Origin of the sequence: Streptomyces tanashiensis (genome assembly GCF_014648895.1) — a bacterium.
Taxonomy (GTDB): domain Bacteria; phylum Actinomycetota; class Actinomycetes; order Streptomycetales; family Streptomycetaceae; genus Streptomyces; species Streptomyces tanashiensis.
Window position 1 is genome coordinate 216972 of the sequence record NZ_BMRZ01000010.1, and the last position, 15275, is coordinate 232246.

Sequence of the window (15275 nt, forward strand, 5' to 3'; positions counted from 1 at the left end):
ACGGGCGCGGGGCGGGGTGCGGGGCGATGGAGCCGGACACGGCATCTCCTAGAGGGCCGAGCCCAGGAAGACCTGCTCCAGGTGCTTGGCGACGGGCTCGTCGGGGCGGCTGAACCAGTAGCCGTGGCCGCTGCGCTGGAAGAGCTTCAGCTCGCCGAGCTGGACGAGGGTCTCCGCGAGCTTCACGGCGAGTCCGGCGGGGTCGATGACGGGCAGGCCGTGCAGTTCGTGGATGCCGAGGTGCCAGAGGATCTCGTTGGGGATGCCCTCGGCGGGGATGATGACCTCGGCCCCTGCCTCGGCGGCGCGCAGGGCGGCCGCCGAGTAGATCTCGACGAACTCGTCGAAGTCGCCCTCCAGGGAGCGGTGCACGGAGTCCCAGCCGCCGGGCACGACCTCGTACGAGCTGAGCGAGGACTCCAGCCGGTACTGGCGGATGTTGGCCCTGATGGGCTCCTCCAGGGGCGGCATGAAGCCGAGGACGCCGAAGCGCTGGCCGGTGAGGGCCGAGAGGAAGAAGGCCGTCTCGCCGTAGCCGAGGGTGGGGATGGAGGCGAGGTGGCGGGCGTCGCGCAGGCCGGGGTCCTGGCCGGCGGCGATCACCCAGGCGTCGTAGCCCTCCCGCTCCGCGACGAGCGCGGACTCGGAGAAGTGCCGGCTGAAGAGCACCTGGGCGGAGTGGTGGCCGACGAGGCCGAAGGGGGTGCGGTCGGGGTACGTGTCGGCCGGCAGGGTCTTGATGTCGACGGTGGTGCCGGGTGCGGCGATCGCGTCGAGGTGCTCGCGATACCACTGGTCGAGCAGGGGCAGCCGTCCCTCAACGGTGTGCTTGTGAAACCAGATCCGCATGTGCGTCACCTTTCAGGGGTCGTGGTGCGACGTCGAGAAGTGATGCCTTGAGCAGGTAGTCGGTGGCCGCGCGGGGATCCGCCGCGGTGCGCCGCAGGTCGGCGATCCGGGCGAGGAGTTCCGCGGGGCTGTCGAGGCCGGCCGTGCGGGCCTCGCTGCGCGGGAGGACCGCCGTCTCGACGACGCAGCGGCGCCGGCCGAGGGCCGTGTCGAGGGGTGCCTCGTCGCCCGTGCCTGTCTGCAGCACGGTGGCGAGGGCCCGGCCGGTCTCCACGGCGTCGTGCAGCCCGCAGTTCATGTTCAGGCCGCCGGCGGTGGAGGTGAGGTGGGCCGCGTCCCCGGCGAAGAGCACCCGGCCGGCCCGGTAGCGCGGCAGCAGGAACCGCGCGAGCCGGTAGGTGTGCGCGTCCGTGATCCGCACGGCCCGTCCGGCGGCGCCCGGGAGCGCCCGCTCGACCCTGGCCCGTACGGCCTCGGGTGCGAGCACCTCGGCGCGGGGCGTCCCGCGCCGGATCCGGAAGATGAGCCGCCAGTGGTCGGGCATCCCCAGCGCGCTGAACGAGCCCCGGGGGTCGCGGACGTACGCCAGCGGGGCGAGCCCCGGGACCAGTTCGTCGAGCGGGGAGTCGGTGACCACGCGCAGCGCGTAGTCGGGGTACTCCTCGGCCGTGCCGGGCAGCCCGGCGATCTCCCGCAGCCGGCTCCGGCTGCCGTCGGCCGCCAGGACGTACGGATGGTGGCCGACGGTGGCCCGGCCCGCCGCTTCCTCGGTGCGCAGCCGCACCCCGCCGCCGGTCTCGGCGGCGCCGGTGACGGTGGCCCCGAACCGTACGTCGGCGAGACCGGTCGCGGTCAGCGCGTCGAGCAGCAGCGGGGTGAGCCGGGCCTGTTCGACGTGGAGCCGGTAGGGGTGGCGGGTGTGTCCGGCGAGCAGGGAGTAGTTCAGCTCGGCGTGGACTCCGCCGTCCAGGTCCCGCCACTGGAGGCGGTCGACGGTGCGGCCCCGGCGCCGCAGGGCGGCCGCCACGCCGAGTTCGTCGAGGAGGTCGAGGGTGGCGGGGTGGAAGGTGGAGGCGCGGGACTCGGTGGCCAGTTCGTTCCGGGACTCCAGGACGGTCACGGGGACCCCGGAGCGGGCGAGGACGAGCGCGGCGGTCAGGCCCACCGGCCCGGCCCCGACGACGGCGACCGGCCCGGGCGGCGCGGTACGGCCGCTCACGGCACGGCCACGGCGGCGGGCCCGGGTGCGCCGTCCCGGCCGCTCGCGGCGCCACCGGTGCGCCCGGCGCCGCCGGTCCCGTCGCGGTCGCTTGTCCTGCCGCGGGCGCCGGTCCTTTCGGCGAGCCGGCGCAGCAGCGGGTGCGCGTCCGGTCCGTCGGCCGGGAGGCCGAGGGTGTCCCGGGCCCACCAGGCGCTCGCCAGGTTGGAGGTGAGCAGGACGCGCCCGCTGTCCCGGCCGAGTTCGGCGAGCGCGTCGAAGGTGAACATGCCGGTGCCGGTGAAGAGCAGCGTGGCGTCCTCGGGGAGCTCGGCCTCCCGTACCTGGGCGACGAGTTCCTCGGTGGTCACGTCGTACGGGGAGAAGCGCGCGCCGGCCCGGATCTTGACGATCCGGTCGACCGTGAGTCCGGCCGACTCCCAGTAGGCGTGCGAGAGTTCGGTGAGCCAGGGCTCGTACGGCGAGACGAGGACCAGCCGCTCGGCGCCCACGGCGCGGGCGGTGTCGAGGATGGCCAGGGCGGCGGACCGCACGGGCGCCCCGGCGCGCTCGGAGAGCTCCGCGCAGAGCGCGCGGTCGCCTTCGGGCGTGAGGAGGTAGTGCGAGCCGGTGCAGGAGACGACGGCCGCGTCGAGACGCAGTCCACCGAAATTCCCCAGCACTTCGGGGAGCACGTCGTTGTACTTCTCGAGACGACCGCGCAGGTCTTTTCCGGGGAGTACCGGGAATCGTGAGGTGTGAACATTGAATGCGGGGGTGACGAGGCTGCCGATCTCGGGTTCGGCGGCGGCGTTTCCTGACGGAACCACCACACCGAGTCGCGGCGCCGATTGCAGAGCCATGAACGAGTCTCTCCCATCCGTCGGTGCCATTGACATCACCGTACGGGGCGGGTGACCCGTACATCGATACGGGAATCCGCACTCCTTTTCGGGACGCCGGCTCCCGGAAATGCGAACGGCGCCGCACCGTGAATACGGTGCGGCGCCGCGGCCGGGAGGAATGCGGAATTCAGCTGCCGACGGTCGCCTCGGCGACGAGTTCGTCGATCTTCGCGCGGCGGGTCAGTCCGCCGTTGACGGCCCAGTTGCCTTCCGGGATCTCGTTCACGACGAGCCAGACGACGGTGTCGGGTCCCGTCGCCTCGTGCACGTGCCGGGTCACCTCGACGGACAGCGCCTCGTTCCGCTCGGGGGTGAGGAAGCCCTCCAGGGGCGTGACCACGACCAGGACGCCGGGGGGCCGGCCGGCGCCGGTGGTCGCGAGCCCCTTGGCGGCCTCGCGGACGTACACCCAGGTGGCGGCGGCGAAGAACTCGGTGAGGGGCAGTTCCATGGCCGTCAGCACGGAGTCGGCGACCCGCTGCTGCAGGACCTCCGCGGCGGCCTCGGAGAGGGTGCCCTCGGGAACGGTTATCTCGACGAGCGGCATGGTGACTCCCATCATCGGTGTGTGCGTCAGGTCGACTGCGTCTGCGTGCGAAGGTGTGGATCAGCAGGCCAGCGCGGCTTCGAACCGGTCGATGGCAGCGGCCAGTTGGGCGCGCCTGCGGATGTCGAGCTTCCGGTAGATCCGGGTGATGTGCAGCTCCACGGCCCGGGTGGAGACCGTGAAGGACTCGGCGATCTGCTTGTTGGTCAGGCCGTCGAGCATCATCGTGGCGATGCGCCGCTCGTGGGCGGTCAGCTCCTCACGGGCGCTCGGCGGGGCGGTCGGCTCCTCTCGGGCGCTCGGCGGCGCGAGCGGCGCGACGGGGGCCGGTCCGCCCCCGCGTATTCGCTCGTGGGTCCCGGCCCCGCCGGTGGACCGCTCCAGGCCGGCGAGCACCACGTGGCCCATGACGGCGTTCCATTCCCGGACCCTCAGTTCGCCGATGACCTGCGCCTGCGCGTACGGGTCGGCGTAGAGGATCCGTAAGAGGGTGCGGCGGTCGGGTGCCTCACAGACCAGGAACTCCCCGGTGCCGTCCCGCCAGGGTCCGCCGCCGAGCAGGATGCCGCGCGCGGCCATTCTTTTCCAGTAGGCCCGGTGCGCCTCTCCGAAACTCAACCGGTCCGTCTCATTGCCACGGAAAACGAGTTCGACCACAAAAGCCACGTGCGACTCCCCCATAAAGGCCGGGTGTTTCCACTTGTGACGCTACCATCCACCACCCGCCCATTGAATGAACACAATGTTGCGGACGGCGGCCCGGCATTTCATGGGTTACGGCCGTGCGGGAACGGCTTCCACCCGGCCGCCGAGAACGGCCGGGTTTCGCCTTGCGCTGCCGAATTTCGACGTCGCTATGTACGGTCCGCTGCCGCCGGCGCCGGTACGGGAGCGGCCTCGGGAGCCGGTTCGGCGGCCGGGCGGGGCTTGCGGCGGAGCAGACCGGTGGCGGCGAGCACGGCCACCGCGCCGAGCCACACGGTCCAGCCGAGCGGCTCGCGCAGCACCACGGCTCCGAGCACCACGGCCACCGCGGTCATCAGGTAGGTGACGGTCGAGGCCACCGTGGGCCCGTCCTTGATGATCAGTTCGAAGTTGAGGAGCGCGGCGAAGCCGGTGCAGACCACGCCGAGGACGAGGACCGAGATCACCGAGTCGGCGCGCCAGGTCACGGCCTGGAGGCCCAGGAACGGGAAGGCGGCGAGGAGCAGCACGGTCGCCGCGCTGAGCTGTCCGCCCGCGAGCATCAGCGGCGGGATGCCCTTGCCCACGAGGAACTTGCCCATGTACGCGAAGCTGGCGCCGAAGCTGATCGAGCCGAGGACGAAGCAGAGGATGCTCCAACCGGTGCCCGCAGAGGCCGAGTTCCAGGGGGAGGCGATGAGCGCGGTGCCGCCGAGGCCGAGCAGTACACCGCCCGCCTTGTAGCCGGAGACCCGCTTCTCCTGGCCGAGGAGCAGCGCGGCGGCCAGGGTCCAGATCGGCGCGCTGCCGTTGACGACGGCGGCGACGCTGCTGGAGCCGGCGATCTCGCCCTCGGCGTACAGGGTCCAGGGGATGGCGTTGCCGAGCAGCGCGGCCACCGACAGATGACCCCAGGTGGCGCGCTCCTTGGGCAGCCGGAGCCCCTTCGCGTAGCCGATGGCGAGGATGACGACGGCGCCGAGGGCGAGCCGGATGAGCACCATCTGCACGGGGGAGAAGCCGTAGCCGGCGATCTTGATCCACAGGAAGACGGAGCCCCAGATGAGGCTCAGCGCGGCCAGCCGCGTGTACGTGGCTTTGGACATGGGTGTTCCTGCTCCAGGAGAAGGCATGGGGAGAAAGAGGGGGAAAGAGAAGGGGGAAGAAGGGGACGCGCGAGTGGTCCGCGGTATGGGAACGAGCCTCGCAGCGGCGGCCGGGCGGGTCCAGCAACGGCTCGTGGACGGTACCTTCCACGAGCCGTGGCGAATCGTGGTCCCGGGCCGCGGCGAAGCGTGTTCCGCGGCCGCGGTGGATCGTGTTCCGCGGCCTTGGCGAAGCGTGTTCCGCCAGGTCAGGCGGCGACGGCCGCCCTGGCCACCGTGCGCAGCGCGTCCAGGACGGCGGCGATCTCCGGGGAGGTCTGGCTGCCCTCCCGCACGGCCGCGAAGACCGTGCGGGACGGGGCCCGCTCGCTGAACGCGCGGATCGTCACCTCGGGCCGCGGCGCCGGCTTGGCCATCCGCGGGACGAGCGCGACCCCGAGGCCGAGCCGCACCGCCGCGAGCGTGGCGTCCCAGTCGCCGATGGCGTGGGAGGCCTGCGGGGTGAACCCGGCGGCCGTACAGGCGGCGACGCCGATGTCGTGACACATGCCCGTCGTCGCGAAGATCCAGGTCTCCTCGGCGAGGTCGGCGAGGAGCAGCCGGGGGCTGTCGAGGAGCCGGTGGCCCTCCGGCAGGGCGATGTCGAAGGGGTCGTCGCAGAGCGCGACCCGGTGGAACCGCGCGTCGAGGCGCCCGTCCTCGCCCGCCGGTCCCGGCCGGTGCGTGGTGTCGGCGGAGATGACGACGTCCGTCTCCCCGCGGTGCAGCATGGAGAAGCTCTCCGGCGGGTCGACCTCGGCGAGCGAGGTCCGCAGGAGCGGCCGGCTCTCCCGCAGCCGGGCCACGGCGGGCAGGATCAGCGCCGAGAGGGTGGTGGAGAAGCCGGCCACCGCCACCTCGCCGCGCTCGCCGCTCCCGTGCGCGGCGAGTTCCGCCCGCATCTGCTCGACCTGGGTGAAGACGGCGTCGGCGTGCCGGAGCACGATCCGCGCCGCGCCGGTGAGGCGCAGCCGGCGCCCGGACGGTTCGGTGAGCGGGACGCCCAACTCCCGTCCCAAGGCGCTGATCTGCTGGGAGACGGCCTGCGGGGTGAGGTGGAGCGCCTGGGCGGCCGCGCTGACGGTGCCGCGCTCGCTGAGCTCCCTGAGCACGCGCAGCTTCCGCAGGTCCAGATCGGTCACGTCCCGCACTCCCTCCCCCTCTCTCCGTCAGCCCTTCGTCATCGTACGCAGCCGGCGTCCACGTCGATGACCTCCTTGACCAGTGTCTCCAGGACGTCGAGGTCGCGCGCGGTGCGGCCCGCCTCCCGCCGGTCGCCCGGGTAGGTGGGATCCAGGACGACGGCGCTCGCCCCCAGGTCCTGGAGCAGTCCGAGGTCGTCGGCGATCTGCGCCTGGGTGCCCTCGCCGAGCAGCCGGCCGGGGCCCAGCGGGCGGGGGGTGACGCGCAGTTTGATCCGGGGAGCGAGGTCGGGCACGGGCCGTTCCTGCTCCTCGGCGACCTGACGGAGCGTGGGGAGTCCCACGCCGAGGAGCCAGTCGCCGGAGACGGAGGTGGGGTGCCAGGCGTCGCCGAGGCGGACGGCCCGGCGCAGCGCTCCGTAGCTGTGGCCGCCGACCCAGACGGGCGGGCCGGGCCGCTGCACGGGCAGCGGCCCGGTGTGGACCTCGCGGAAGGAGACGTGGGCGCCGTCGAAGGAGGCGACCTCGTCGGCCCAGCAGGCCTTGATCGCGGCGAGGTACTCGTCGCTGATCGCGCCGCGCTTGCGGTACGGCACGTCGAGGACGGCGAACTCCCGGGCGGCCCAGCCCGCCGCCGCGCCGAAGACCAGGCGGCCGTTGCTGAAGCGGTCGATGTTGGCGGCGACGCGGGCGGTGTGCACGGGATGCCGGTACGGCAGGATCGTCACCGTCGTGCCGAGCCCCACCGTCCTGGTGACCCCGGCGAGCCAGGCGAGGGTCGCGAAGGGGTCGTAGAACGGGGCGGGGAAGAGGTGCTGGACGTCCGGGGTGAGCGCGACGTGGTCGGAGACCATGGCGTAGTGGTAACCCATCGCCTCGACCCGCAGCGCCCAGTCGGCGAGGGCGTCGGGAGTGGCTTCGGGCCCGTAGTTGGGCAGATTGACGCCGAACTTCATGAGGCGTTCCTTTCGGGGGCCTCGGCCGCGGTCGCGCCGGCGGCTCCGGCCCCGTGGGCATGGTTCGTGGTGCGGGCGTCGCGCCGGGCGACCCCCCGGGCCACGGTGAGGTGGAAGAGGACTCCCGCGAGCGCGACCCCTGCGGCGAGGAGCGGGAGCAGGCGGGCGTCGAGCCCGCGGGCGAGGGCGAGGCCGCCGAGCGCGGAGCCGACGGCGCCGCCGAGGTAGGTGGCGGAGCTGTTGAGGCCGACGGCGGCGGCCCCGCCGTCCCGCGTGAGGAGCCGGTGCTGCTGGGGGACGACGAAGGCCCAGCCGACCGCGCCCCAGACGAGCAGGGGCAGCAGGACGAGGCCGGGTACGGCGCCGGTCCACGGCAGCAGGGCCAGGGCGCCGCCGAGGATGGCGAGGAGCACGACCGCGAGGCGGGCGGGCCGCCCCGTCCGGTCGACGAGGGTTCCGGCGAGGAAGCTGCCGCAGACCCCGCCGATGCCCCAGACCCAGAGGTACGGCACGGCGCTGCCCACGTCGGCGACGCGGTGCAGGACCGGTTCGAGGTAGGTGTAGAGCCCGAGGCTGGCCACGGTCTGGGTGAAGGTGACGGCGACGACCACGGCGACCCTGGGCCGGGCGAGGGCGCCGAACCGGGCCCGCAGCGAGGGCGCGGCGGCTCCCCGCACGGGCGGCAGCGCCGTCGCGACGCCGAGCAGCGCGGCGACTCCGAGCGCGGTGATCAGCCACAGGGCCGCCCGCCAGCCGGAGCCGGCCGCGACGAGCAGCCCGAGCGGCACGCCGAGCACGGTGCCCGCGCTCATCCCGCCGAGGACCAGACCGAGGGCGCGGCCGCGCCGCTCGGGCGGGACGAGCGCGACGGCCGCGGTGGCGGCCGCCGGGGTGAAGAGGCCCGCTCCGGCGCCGGCGAGGGCCCGGGTGCCGAGCAGCCCGGCGTACGAACCGGCCAGCGCCGTACCGGTGTTGGCGAGGACGAAGACGACGAGCGCGGCGACCAGGACCGTGCGGGTGCCCCAGCGGGCGAGGACGGCCGAGAGGAGCGGCGCGGCCAGGGCGTAGCAGAGGGTGAAGGCGGTGACGGACTGGCCGGCGAGGGAGACGGAGACGCCCAGGTCGGCGCCCATGTCCGGGAGCAGTCCCGCCATCGCGTAGGCGTCGGTCCCCATGGCGAAGGAGCCGAGTGCGAGCAGGCCCACCGCGCGCGTGCCGCCCATCACACCCCCTTGTGGTCGTCGTACGGAACGGTCCTCGGGACGCTACTGACCGGGCATGCCGCTCGCAGCCCACAACGCCGAAGAGGGTTCGGAGTTCCGCAGCCTCGCGCCCTCGGGACGCTCGAACCGGCCGGTCACCGGCCTACGGTGGATCCCTCCAGGACCCTGGCTCTCCAGGAACCCCAGGAGGGAGTCCACCGTGCTCGATCTGTCCGTCATCAACGCGATGTTCCCGCCCGATCTCCCCGAACCGGCCGACTGGGAGCGGCGGTTCGGGCCGCGCGCCCTGCCGGACGGCGCCGAGGTGACGCGCTTCGCCCCGAGCCCCACCGGACACCTGCACATCGGCGGCCTGTACACGGCGGCCGTGGCCCGGGCGCTCGCCCGCCAGTCGGGCGGCACGCACGTGCTGCGCGTCGAGGACACCGACCGGTCCCGGCAGGTGGCGGGCGCCGCCGAGGAGTTCTCCCGGCTGCTCGGGGCCTTCGGGCTCGCCCCCGACGAGGGCGGTGTCGCCGGGGACGGGGCGTGGGGGCCGTACCTCCAGTCGGAGCGCCGGGAGGTCTACCTCAGCCATGTGCGGGACCTGCTGCGCCGCGACCGCGCGTACCCCTGCTTCTGCGGCAAGGAGCTGCTCGCCCGGAGCGCGGAGGAGCAGCGCGCGGGCCGCTCGCCGCTGGGCTACTACGGGCGCTGGGCGCCCTGCCGGACGCTGGCGCCGGAGGAAGGGGCCCGCCGGCTCGCGGCGGGCGAGCCGTACGTGGTGCGGTTCCGCTGCCCGTACGAGTTTCCCGGCCGGGTCCGGTTCACGGACCGGATCCGGGCCTCCGTCACCATGCAGGACAACGGCAACGACATCGTCCTCCTCAAGTCCTCCCAGGAGGAACCGCCGCTGCCCACGTACCACTTCGCGCACGTCGTGGACGACCACCTGATGCGGGTGACGCTGGTGGTGCGCGGCGAGGAGTGGCTCTCCTCGACCCCGGTCCATCTGCAGCTGCACGCGGCGCTGGGCTTCGAGCCGCCGGCGTACGCGCACCTGGCCCCGCTGATGAAGGCGGAGGGGCCCTCGCGCCGCAAGCTCAGCAAGCGCAAGGACCCCGAGGCGTCGGTGGACTACTACCTGTCCGCCGGGTATCCGCCGGCCGCCGTCCAGCACTACCTGCGGGGCCTCGCCAACATCCGGCTCATGGACGTCCCCACCGCCGAGGCGCTCGCCTCCGAGGTCCGGCTCGACGGCATGCGCCCCTCGGGGCCCCTGCTCGACCTGCCGAAACTGCACTCCCTGAGCCGGGAGTTCATCGCCTCGCTCACCCCGGGCGAGCTGTACGCGCAGCTCCTCGCCTGGGCGGAGGAGTACGACCCCGAGCTCGCCTCCGTCCTCGGCCGCCACGAGGACCTCGCCCTGGCCGCGGTGGCCACGGGCCGGCCCGAGGGCGCGCCCGCCCGCAAGGACCTGGAGCGCTGGTCGTGCTTCCGCGACCGGTACGGCTTCTTCTTCACGGAGCTCTTCGGCCCTGTGCCCGCCCCCGGCGACGACCGGTACGGCGGCCTCGCCCCGGAGCTGGTGCGGCGGATCGCCGCCGACTTCGCCGCCGTCTCCCCCGACCGGTGGTTCGCACGGCTCGGGGAGCTCGCCGTACGGCACGGTTTCGCCCCGGACACGGCCTCCTGGCGCCGGGACCCGGACCGCTGGGCGGGACCGCCGAGGCAGGTCGCGAACGTGGTCCGGGTCGCGCTCACGGGTGCCACCCGCAGCCCGGACCTGGCCGCCGTGGCCGGTGCCCTGGGCCGGGACGAGGTGGTGCGCCGCCTCACCGCCGTGGCGGGGTGAGGCGGCGCGTTCCGGCGGCTACTCCAGCGTCAGGGTCCGGGCCGAGGAGCGGACGCCCGGCGCGGCCGGCGCCGGCGTCCTGACGAGGCCCTTGTCGCTGGCGCTCGCGGGCGCGTCCGCGCCCACCGGGGTGGTGGTCATGGGACGGGAGGCGGCGCAGCGCTGCTTCTCGGCCTCGGACATGGGCCCGGTGCGCTGGAGGAGCCGGTCGGGCACGGCGCGGGAGGGCCCGTCGACGACGGCGTGCAGCCGGTAGTCGTCCTTCTTGCTGACGAACCAGCCCTCGACCCGCTCGCGGCTCGGCTGCAGCTCGACCCAGCTGACCTCGCCGGGCTGGATCCGCTCCACGACGGTCCGCTGGTCGCTGCTGAACCACTGCCAGGCTCGCTGCCAGCCCTTCTCGTAGGCCAGAGAGAACTGGGTGGCCATCGGCCGCTCCTTGATCCGCTTCTCGTCCTCCACGCGGTCGCCGCTCGTGGGCAGCCGGGCCACCTCGGGGAGTGCGAGGCCGGCCTCGGTGTACGTCTGGGCGATGCTGTCGTGGCTGCGCTCGGAGTACGAGAGGAGCCGGCTGTGCTCCAGGGTGTTGCGGGTGCAGTTGACGTAGGCCTCGCCGACCACCCGCGCCGTGTCGTAGTAGCGGAAGGACGTCCGGGTGTCCGGCCGGAAGGTGCAGGCGTTCTCGCCGTTGCAGGCGGCGGCCGCGTTGTGGAGGGAGCTCTCCTTTTCGTTGCCCTTGTACGCCTCCGAGGTGCCCAGGCTCGCCTTGCCGACGGTCTTGTCGACGGCGGGCGGCACCTCGGCCGCGCGGATGCGGGCGATCATCGGCGAACAGGTCACATGGGTGCGGGAGTCGGTGACGCGTGAGGTGAAGGTGAGCACCGGATCGTTCTCACCCGCGGTGAACACATAGGCGCGGCCGGTCCAACGGCCCTTTCCGGGCGTGCCCTTCACCCGGTCGGGGTCGCCGGCGGTGGTGACCTCCTGGACCGCGCCGCCGGATCCGCCGACCGCGTACGGCTGGCCGTCGACGACCTGTTCGCCGGTGCACTCCTTGGAGACGGCGGGGCTGTCCTCGTAGGTCACGGTGACCCTGGCCCCCGCCCGGACCCCGCGCAGCCGCTGGCGGAGGGTGTTGCCGTCCTTCTGGAGGGCGACGCCGTGGGAGGCGTCGGTGCGGCCGGAGGCGGTGGGCGAGTAGCGCTGGTTGAGGCCGGTCCAGAAGTCGATGCCGACGGTCGTGGGCCCGTCGCCCTTCATGACCGGGTCGGCGAAGTCGCCGTTGAGGACGGGGACGGCCTGCTCGGCGGGGGCGGCCTGTGCCGCGTGCGAGACGGGGACGACGGGCAGCAGCAGTCCGGTGGCCCCGAGGACGGCCAGCGCGGAGAGGGTTCGGTTCATGGCGGGGACTCCTCCGGGTCAGTGGGCGTGGGACGAGAGGACGACTTCGCGCTTCGGGTCGGTGCCCGGCGGTACGGCCCGGGCGGCCGGCACCTCGCGGGCGGAGTTCCGGAGGCCGTTGTTGTCGTTGTCGGGCTGGGTGTCGGCGGCGGGGCGCTTGCGGCCGCAGAGCATGTCGGGGACGGCGTACGTCTGGGCGACGAAGGTGCTGCTGTTGACCATGGAGGGGCTGTCGACGCGAATGCCGAGGATCCTCTGCCCGTTGTCGGTGACGAGGTTGCCGACCACGCGCTTCATCGCCGCGCTCGCCCCGAAGACCAGCATGTCGTAGGGCTTGACGGTGGTCTTGTAGGTGGTCGCCTCGGTGTTGTCGATCGTCCAGGACTTCGAGTACGTGGCCTTGAAGGCGGCCTCGAAGGCGAGCTTGGCGCTCAGCGACCCGGCCACCTTGCCCCCGGCGGCGACGCTGGTCTTGGTGCCGTTCGTCGAGGTCGGGCCGTCCTTGAGGTTGGGCGTCTTGTTCTCGCTGGTGATGTCGTTGACGAGGTTGGTGGTGACCTCGCCCGAGGCGCTGACTGTGCCCTCGGCGGCGATCTTCCCGGAGATCTCGCCGCCGATGTTGTCCGTGCTGCTGGTCCGCAGCGTGACGGTCCGGTCGACGCTCATGTCGCTCTGGGTGCAGTTGACCACCGCGTTGCCCAGGGACTTGACGGCGGTGGCATACTCCCTGTCCTGCTTGGGGTCGATCGCGAAGGTGCAGGCCGTGCGCTTCGTCCCGCAGTACTCCAGGACGTCGGCGATCTTCGCGGGGCGGCCGTCGGCGGTGACGGCGCGGGGGGCGGGGGTCTCGCCCGGCCCCTCCTCGGCGGTGGCGGCGGGCGGGGCGAGCAGGGTGAGCGGCGCGGTGAGGCCGAGGACGAGCACGGGAAGGACGGCGCGGGGACGGCGCGGAGACATGACGGAGCAACCCTTCGGGACGTGGGGGGGGGACGGCTGAGGTCAGGAACCGAGCAGGGAGCAGAGCTGCGAGACCGGGAAGGGGGACTGTCCCGGGTCGGTGGATCCCTGCGGCAGGGAGCCGGGGAAGTCGGCGCAGGTGGAGGTCACGGCGGACTGCGCGTTGTCGGCGGGCTCCGGCTGATAGGTGGAGATGGTGTCGGTCATGTCCTTGACCCCCTTCTCCTCCGCGGCTCCCTTGCCCGAGGTGAGCTTGCCCATGCAGGAATCCGAGCTGGGCGGGCACTCGTCGAGCTTCTTGCCGACGGCCTTGATGTCCTTGTCCGCCTGGCCGGCCGCCTCCTCGGTCTTCTTCTGCTGCTCCTCGATCTCCTTGGCCTCCTTGGCATTGGCCTCCTTGTCCAGGCAGGCCTGGTCGTCGGGCTTGCACTCCTCGGCGTACGCGACGGGGGCCAGGGGCAGGCCGAGAGCGGCGGCAAGGACGGCGGCGGTCAGCACACGACGTGCCGATGTCTTCCATACGGGCATGGGAACTCCCTTGGGACAGGGGTGAGTTGAATGGCTCGGCCGGGGACGCCAGGGGCGGACAGGGGACTGTCCTCAAGATCACCGAGCGCATTCCGACGCTAGCCGCCGGGCCCCCGACGCCCCGGCAGGACACACGGTGCGGCGCGCGCCGACGGGCCCGCTCACCACTTCGGCGGAGCGCACTCGGGGCCGCCGCGAGGGCCGGGATCCGGGGTCCTCACGAGCGGCCTCCCGGGCCCGCGGGTCCACCCGTTCGTAGGGAATCCAAGGCGCCGGCGAGAGGGCGGTCGGCCGTACGCGGCGGGGGCCCTCACTCCCCCGGCCGCCGCCGTTCGGCGGCCCGCCGGCGGCGACCCCGAGGGCCCCCGCGAGGCGCTCCGGAGACGCGAACGCGCCCCCGGGAACACCTCCCCGAACGGGCGTCCGTCAGACGGGTGTTTCAGCGGTTCCGGCTCGCCTCGGTGATCATTCTCGGTCAGTCTGCTCATGTGCCCGACGGCCCGTCCCGGCCGTCGCACCCGGCCCCTGGGCACCCCATGCCCAAGGGCCCGGCACGGCCTGTCCGCATGACCCGCGCCCGCCACGCACGCGCCTCCGCCGACCCCCGCGGGGCCACCGTCCGACCGGGCGCAGCGCTCCCGTATGTCCCCATCGAAGGAGAGCAGAGCCATGTCCCGTACACGCCGCAGTCCCCTGCGTACCCCCTTCCGCGGTCTACCGTTCGCGGCGGCCGCGCTCACGGCGGCCGCAGCCCTCACCGCCGTACCGGCCACCCACGCGCTCGCCAACGAGGGCAACCCGACCGTGCTGAGCTGGGGCGCCGGCCGCACCGGCCAACTCGGCAACGGCACCCTCGCCGACAGCCTCAGCCCGACCTCGGTCACCAGCCTCTTCCGCGGCGACGTCGACCAGGTCTCGGCCGGCGGCACGTCCTCGGCCGACTCGTTCGTCCTCGCCCGCACCGACAAGACGGTCAAGTCCTGGGGCCACAACTCCTCCGGCCAGCTCGGCAACGGCGGCAACACCAACCAGACCGTGCCCACCACCGTCCCGCGCCTGACCAACATCAAGGACATCGCCGCGGGCGGGAAGCACGCCCTCGCCCTCGACACCAGCGGCCAGGTCTACTCCTGGGGCGACAACGCCTACGGCCAGCTCGGCAACAACCGCACCGGCGACAGCCGCACGGTCCCCGACCGCGTCCAGGGCATGCCCAAGGTCAAGCAGATCTCGGCCGGCTGCGACTTCAGCCTCGCCCTCCTGGAGAACGGCAAGGTGTACGCCTGGGGCCGCGGCATCCACGGCCAGCTCGGCAACGGCAGCCGCGCCACCAGCTCCGTGCCCCGGCAGGTGCAGGGCCTGGAGAACATCGTCGAGATCGACGCCGGCTGCCACCACGCCCTCGCGCTGACCGCCGACGACACGGTCAAGTCCTGGGGCTACAACCTCTACGGCCAGCTCGGCAACTCCTCCACCAAGTCCGCCACGCTCCCCGTCGACGTGGACTGGATCGAGGGCGTCTCCGACATCGAGGCGGGCGCCTTCCACAACTACGTGAAGACGAGCGACAGCCACGTCTGGGGCTGGGGCAACAACCAGTACGGCCAGCTCCTGGAGGGCGACGAGGCCTTCGACTCCAACGTCTCCCGCACCAACCGCACCGCCCCCGTCGAGATCCCGCGCCTCGAAGGCGTCCAGCACCTCGCCGCCGGCGCCCGGCACGGCGTCGCCGTCACGGCGGACGAGGTCTTCACCTGGGGCCACAACGGCGAGGGCCAGCTCGGCAACGGCACGACGGTCGCCCGCTACGAGTCGGTGAAGATCCTCAACGAGGGCTCGGCGATCAAGGCGGTGGCCGTCTCCCTGGGCGGCAACACGACGTACGCGTACTGAGCGGGAGCGTGCT

Annotated in this window: 14 protein-coding genes; 2 read left to right on the forward strand and 12 right to left on the reverse strand. The window is 73.1% G+C overall.

Annotated features, from left to right (window positions below; translation table 11 throughout):
- Positions 1-48: 48 nt before the first annotated feature.
- From IE237_RS26900 to IE237_RS26940, 9 genes are all read right to left on the reverse strand, one after another.
- Complete coding sequence (locus tag IE237_RS26900; protein WP_189804701.1) at positions 49-849, reverse strand: aspartate/glutamate racemase family protein; 801 nt, start codon at positions 847-849, stop codon at positions 49-51.
- Positions 818-2068, reverse strand: coding sequence for an FAD-dependent oxidoreductase (locus IE237_RS26905; protein ID WP_189804702.1), 1251 nt, complete (start codon positions 2066-2068; stop codon positions 818-820). The genes IE237_RS26900 and IE237_RS26905 overlap by 32 nt, the downstream gene beginning before the upstream one ends.
- Positions 2065-2742, reverse strand: a complete 678-nt coding sequence (locus IE237_RS26910) for an aspartate racemase/maleate isomerase family protein (protein WP_308433119.1) — start codon at positions 2740-2742, stop codon at positions 2065-2067. The genes IE237_RS26905 and IE237_RS26910 overlap by 4 nt, the downstream gene beginning before the upstream one ends.
- Before the next feature lie 337 nt (positions 2743-3079).
- Entirely contained in the window at positions 3080-3514 is a 435-nt protein-coding gene (locus tag IE237_RS26915) for a tautomerase family protein (RefSeq protein WP_229842912.1), read from the reverse strand.
- Positions 3515-3559: 45 nt separating this feature from the next.
- Positions 3560-4117 carry a LuxR C-terminal-related transcriptional regulator gene (locus tag IE237_RS26920; RefSeq protein ID WP_229842913.1) on the reverse strand — a complete coding sequence of 186 codons (558 nt, stop codon included), beginning with the start codon at positions 4115-4117 and terminating at the stop codon, positions 3560-3562.
- A gap of 236 nt (positions 4118-4353) precedes the next feature.
- The gene (locus IE237_RS26925; RefSeq protein WP_189804704.1) at positions 4354-5289 is read right to left on the reverse strand and encodes a DMT family transporter; all 936 of its coding nucleotides are present in this window, start codon (positions 5287-5289) and stop codon (positions 4354-4356) included.
- 248 nt (positions 5290-5537) lie between these two features.
- A complete protein-coding gene (locus IE237_RS26930; protein ID WP_189804705.1) occupies positions 5538-6479 on the reverse strand; it encodes a LysR family transcriptional regulator in 942 nt (313 codons plus the stop codon).
- Between the two features lie 29 nt (positions 6480-6508).
- On the reverse strand, positions 6509-7426 hold the full coding sequence (locus IE237_RS26935) for a TIGR03619 family F420-dependent LLM class oxidoreductase (protein WP_189804706.1): 918 nt from the start codon (positions 7424-7426) through the stop codon (positions 6509-6511).
- Positions 7423-8649 carry an MFS transporter gene (locus IE237_RS26940; protein ID WP_189804707.1) on the reverse strand — a complete coding sequence of 409 codons (1227 nt, stop codon included), beginning with the start codon at positions 8647-8649 and terminating at the stop codon, positions 7423-7425. The genes IE237_RS26935 and IE237_RS26940 overlap by 4 nt, the downstream gene beginning before the upstream one ends.
- Positions 8650-8848: 199 nt before the next feature.
- Between IE237_RS26940 and IE237_RS26945 the strand changes: the two genes are divergently transcribed.
- Complete coding sequence (locus tag IE237_RS26945) at positions 8849-10483, forward strand: glutamate--tRNA ligase (RefSeq protein ID WP_189804708.1); 1635 nt, start codon at positions 8849-8851, stop codon at positions 10481-10483.
- An 18-nt stretch (positions 10484-10501) separates the two neighbouring features.
- Here IE237_RS26945 and IE237_RS26950 read toward each other — a convergent pair whose 3' ends face one another.
- The 3 genes from IE237_RS26950 to IE237_RS26960 are packed head-to-tail and all read right to left on the reverse strand — an operon-like array spanning position 10502 to position 13369.
- A complete protein-coding gene (locus IE237_RS26950) occupies positions 10502-11884 on the reverse strand; it encodes a hypothetical protein (protein WP_189804709.1) in 1383 nt (460 codons plus the stop codon).
- An 18-nt stretch (positions 11885-11902) separates the two neighbouring features.
- Positions 11903-12841, reverse strand: a complete 939-nt coding sequence (locus tag IE237_RS26955; protein WP_189804710.1) for a hypothetical protein — start codon at positions 12839-12841, stop codon at positions 11903-11905.
- 42 nt (positions 12842-12883) lie between these two features.
- Positions 12884-13369, reverse strand: coding sequence for a hypothetical protein (locus tag IE237_RS26960; RefSeq protein ID WP_189804711.1), 486 nt, complete (start codon positions 13367-13369; stop codon positions 12884-12886).
- Positions 13370-14038: 669 nt separating this feature from the next.
- Between IE237_RS26960 and IE237_RS26965 the strand changes: the two genes are divergently transcribed.
- A complete protein-coding gene (locus IE237_RS26965; protein WP_189804712.1) occupies positions 14039-15262 on the forward strand; it encodes an RCC1-like domain-containing protein in 1224 nt (407 codons plus the stop codon).
- The last annotated feature ends 13 nt before the right edge of the window (positions 15263-15275 follow it).

What these genes read in the sequence shown, in the direction of transcription:
- IE237_RS26950 (WP_189804709.1), bottom strand. Translation starts at nt 11,884, where the DNA reads ATGAACCGAACCCTCTCCGCGCTGGCCGTCCTCGGGGCCACCGGACTG.
- IE237_RS26915 (WP_229842912.1), bottom strand. Translation starts at nt 3,514, where the DNA reads ATGATGGGAGTCACCATGCCGCTCGTCGAGATAACCGTTCCCGAGGGC.
- IE237_RS26900 (WP_189804701.1), bottom strand. Translation starts at nt 849, where the DNA reads ATGCGGATCTGGTTTCACAAGCACACCGTTGAGGGACGGCTGCCCCTG.
- IE237_RS26935 (WP_189804706.1), bottom strand. Translation starts at nt 7,426, where the DNA reads ATGAAGTTCGGCGTCAATCTGCCCAACTACGGGCCCGAAGCCACTCCC.
- IE237_RS26925 (WP_189804704.1), bottom strand. Translation starts at nt 5,289, where the DNA reads ATGTCCAAAGCCACGTACACGCGGCTGGCCGCGCTGAGCCTCATCTGG.
- IE237_RS26965 (WP_189804712.1), top strand. Translation starts at nt 14,039, where the DNA reads ATGTCCCGTACACGCCGCAGTCCCCTGCGTACCCCCTTCCGCGGTCTA.
- IE237_RS26940 (WP_189804707.1), bottom strand. Translation starts at nt 8,649, where the DNA reads ATGGGCGGCACGCGCGCGGTGGGCCTGCTCGCACTCGGCTCCTTCGCC.
- IE237_RS26955 (WP_189804710.1), bottom strand. Translation starts at nt 12,841, where the DNA reads ATGTCTCCGCGCCGTCCCCGCGCCGTCCTTCCCGTGCTCGTCCTCGGC.
- IE237_RS26960 (WP_189804711.1), bottom strand. Translation starts at nt 13,369, where the DNA reads ATGCCCGTATGGAAGACATCGGCACGTCGTGTGCTGACCGCCGCCGTC.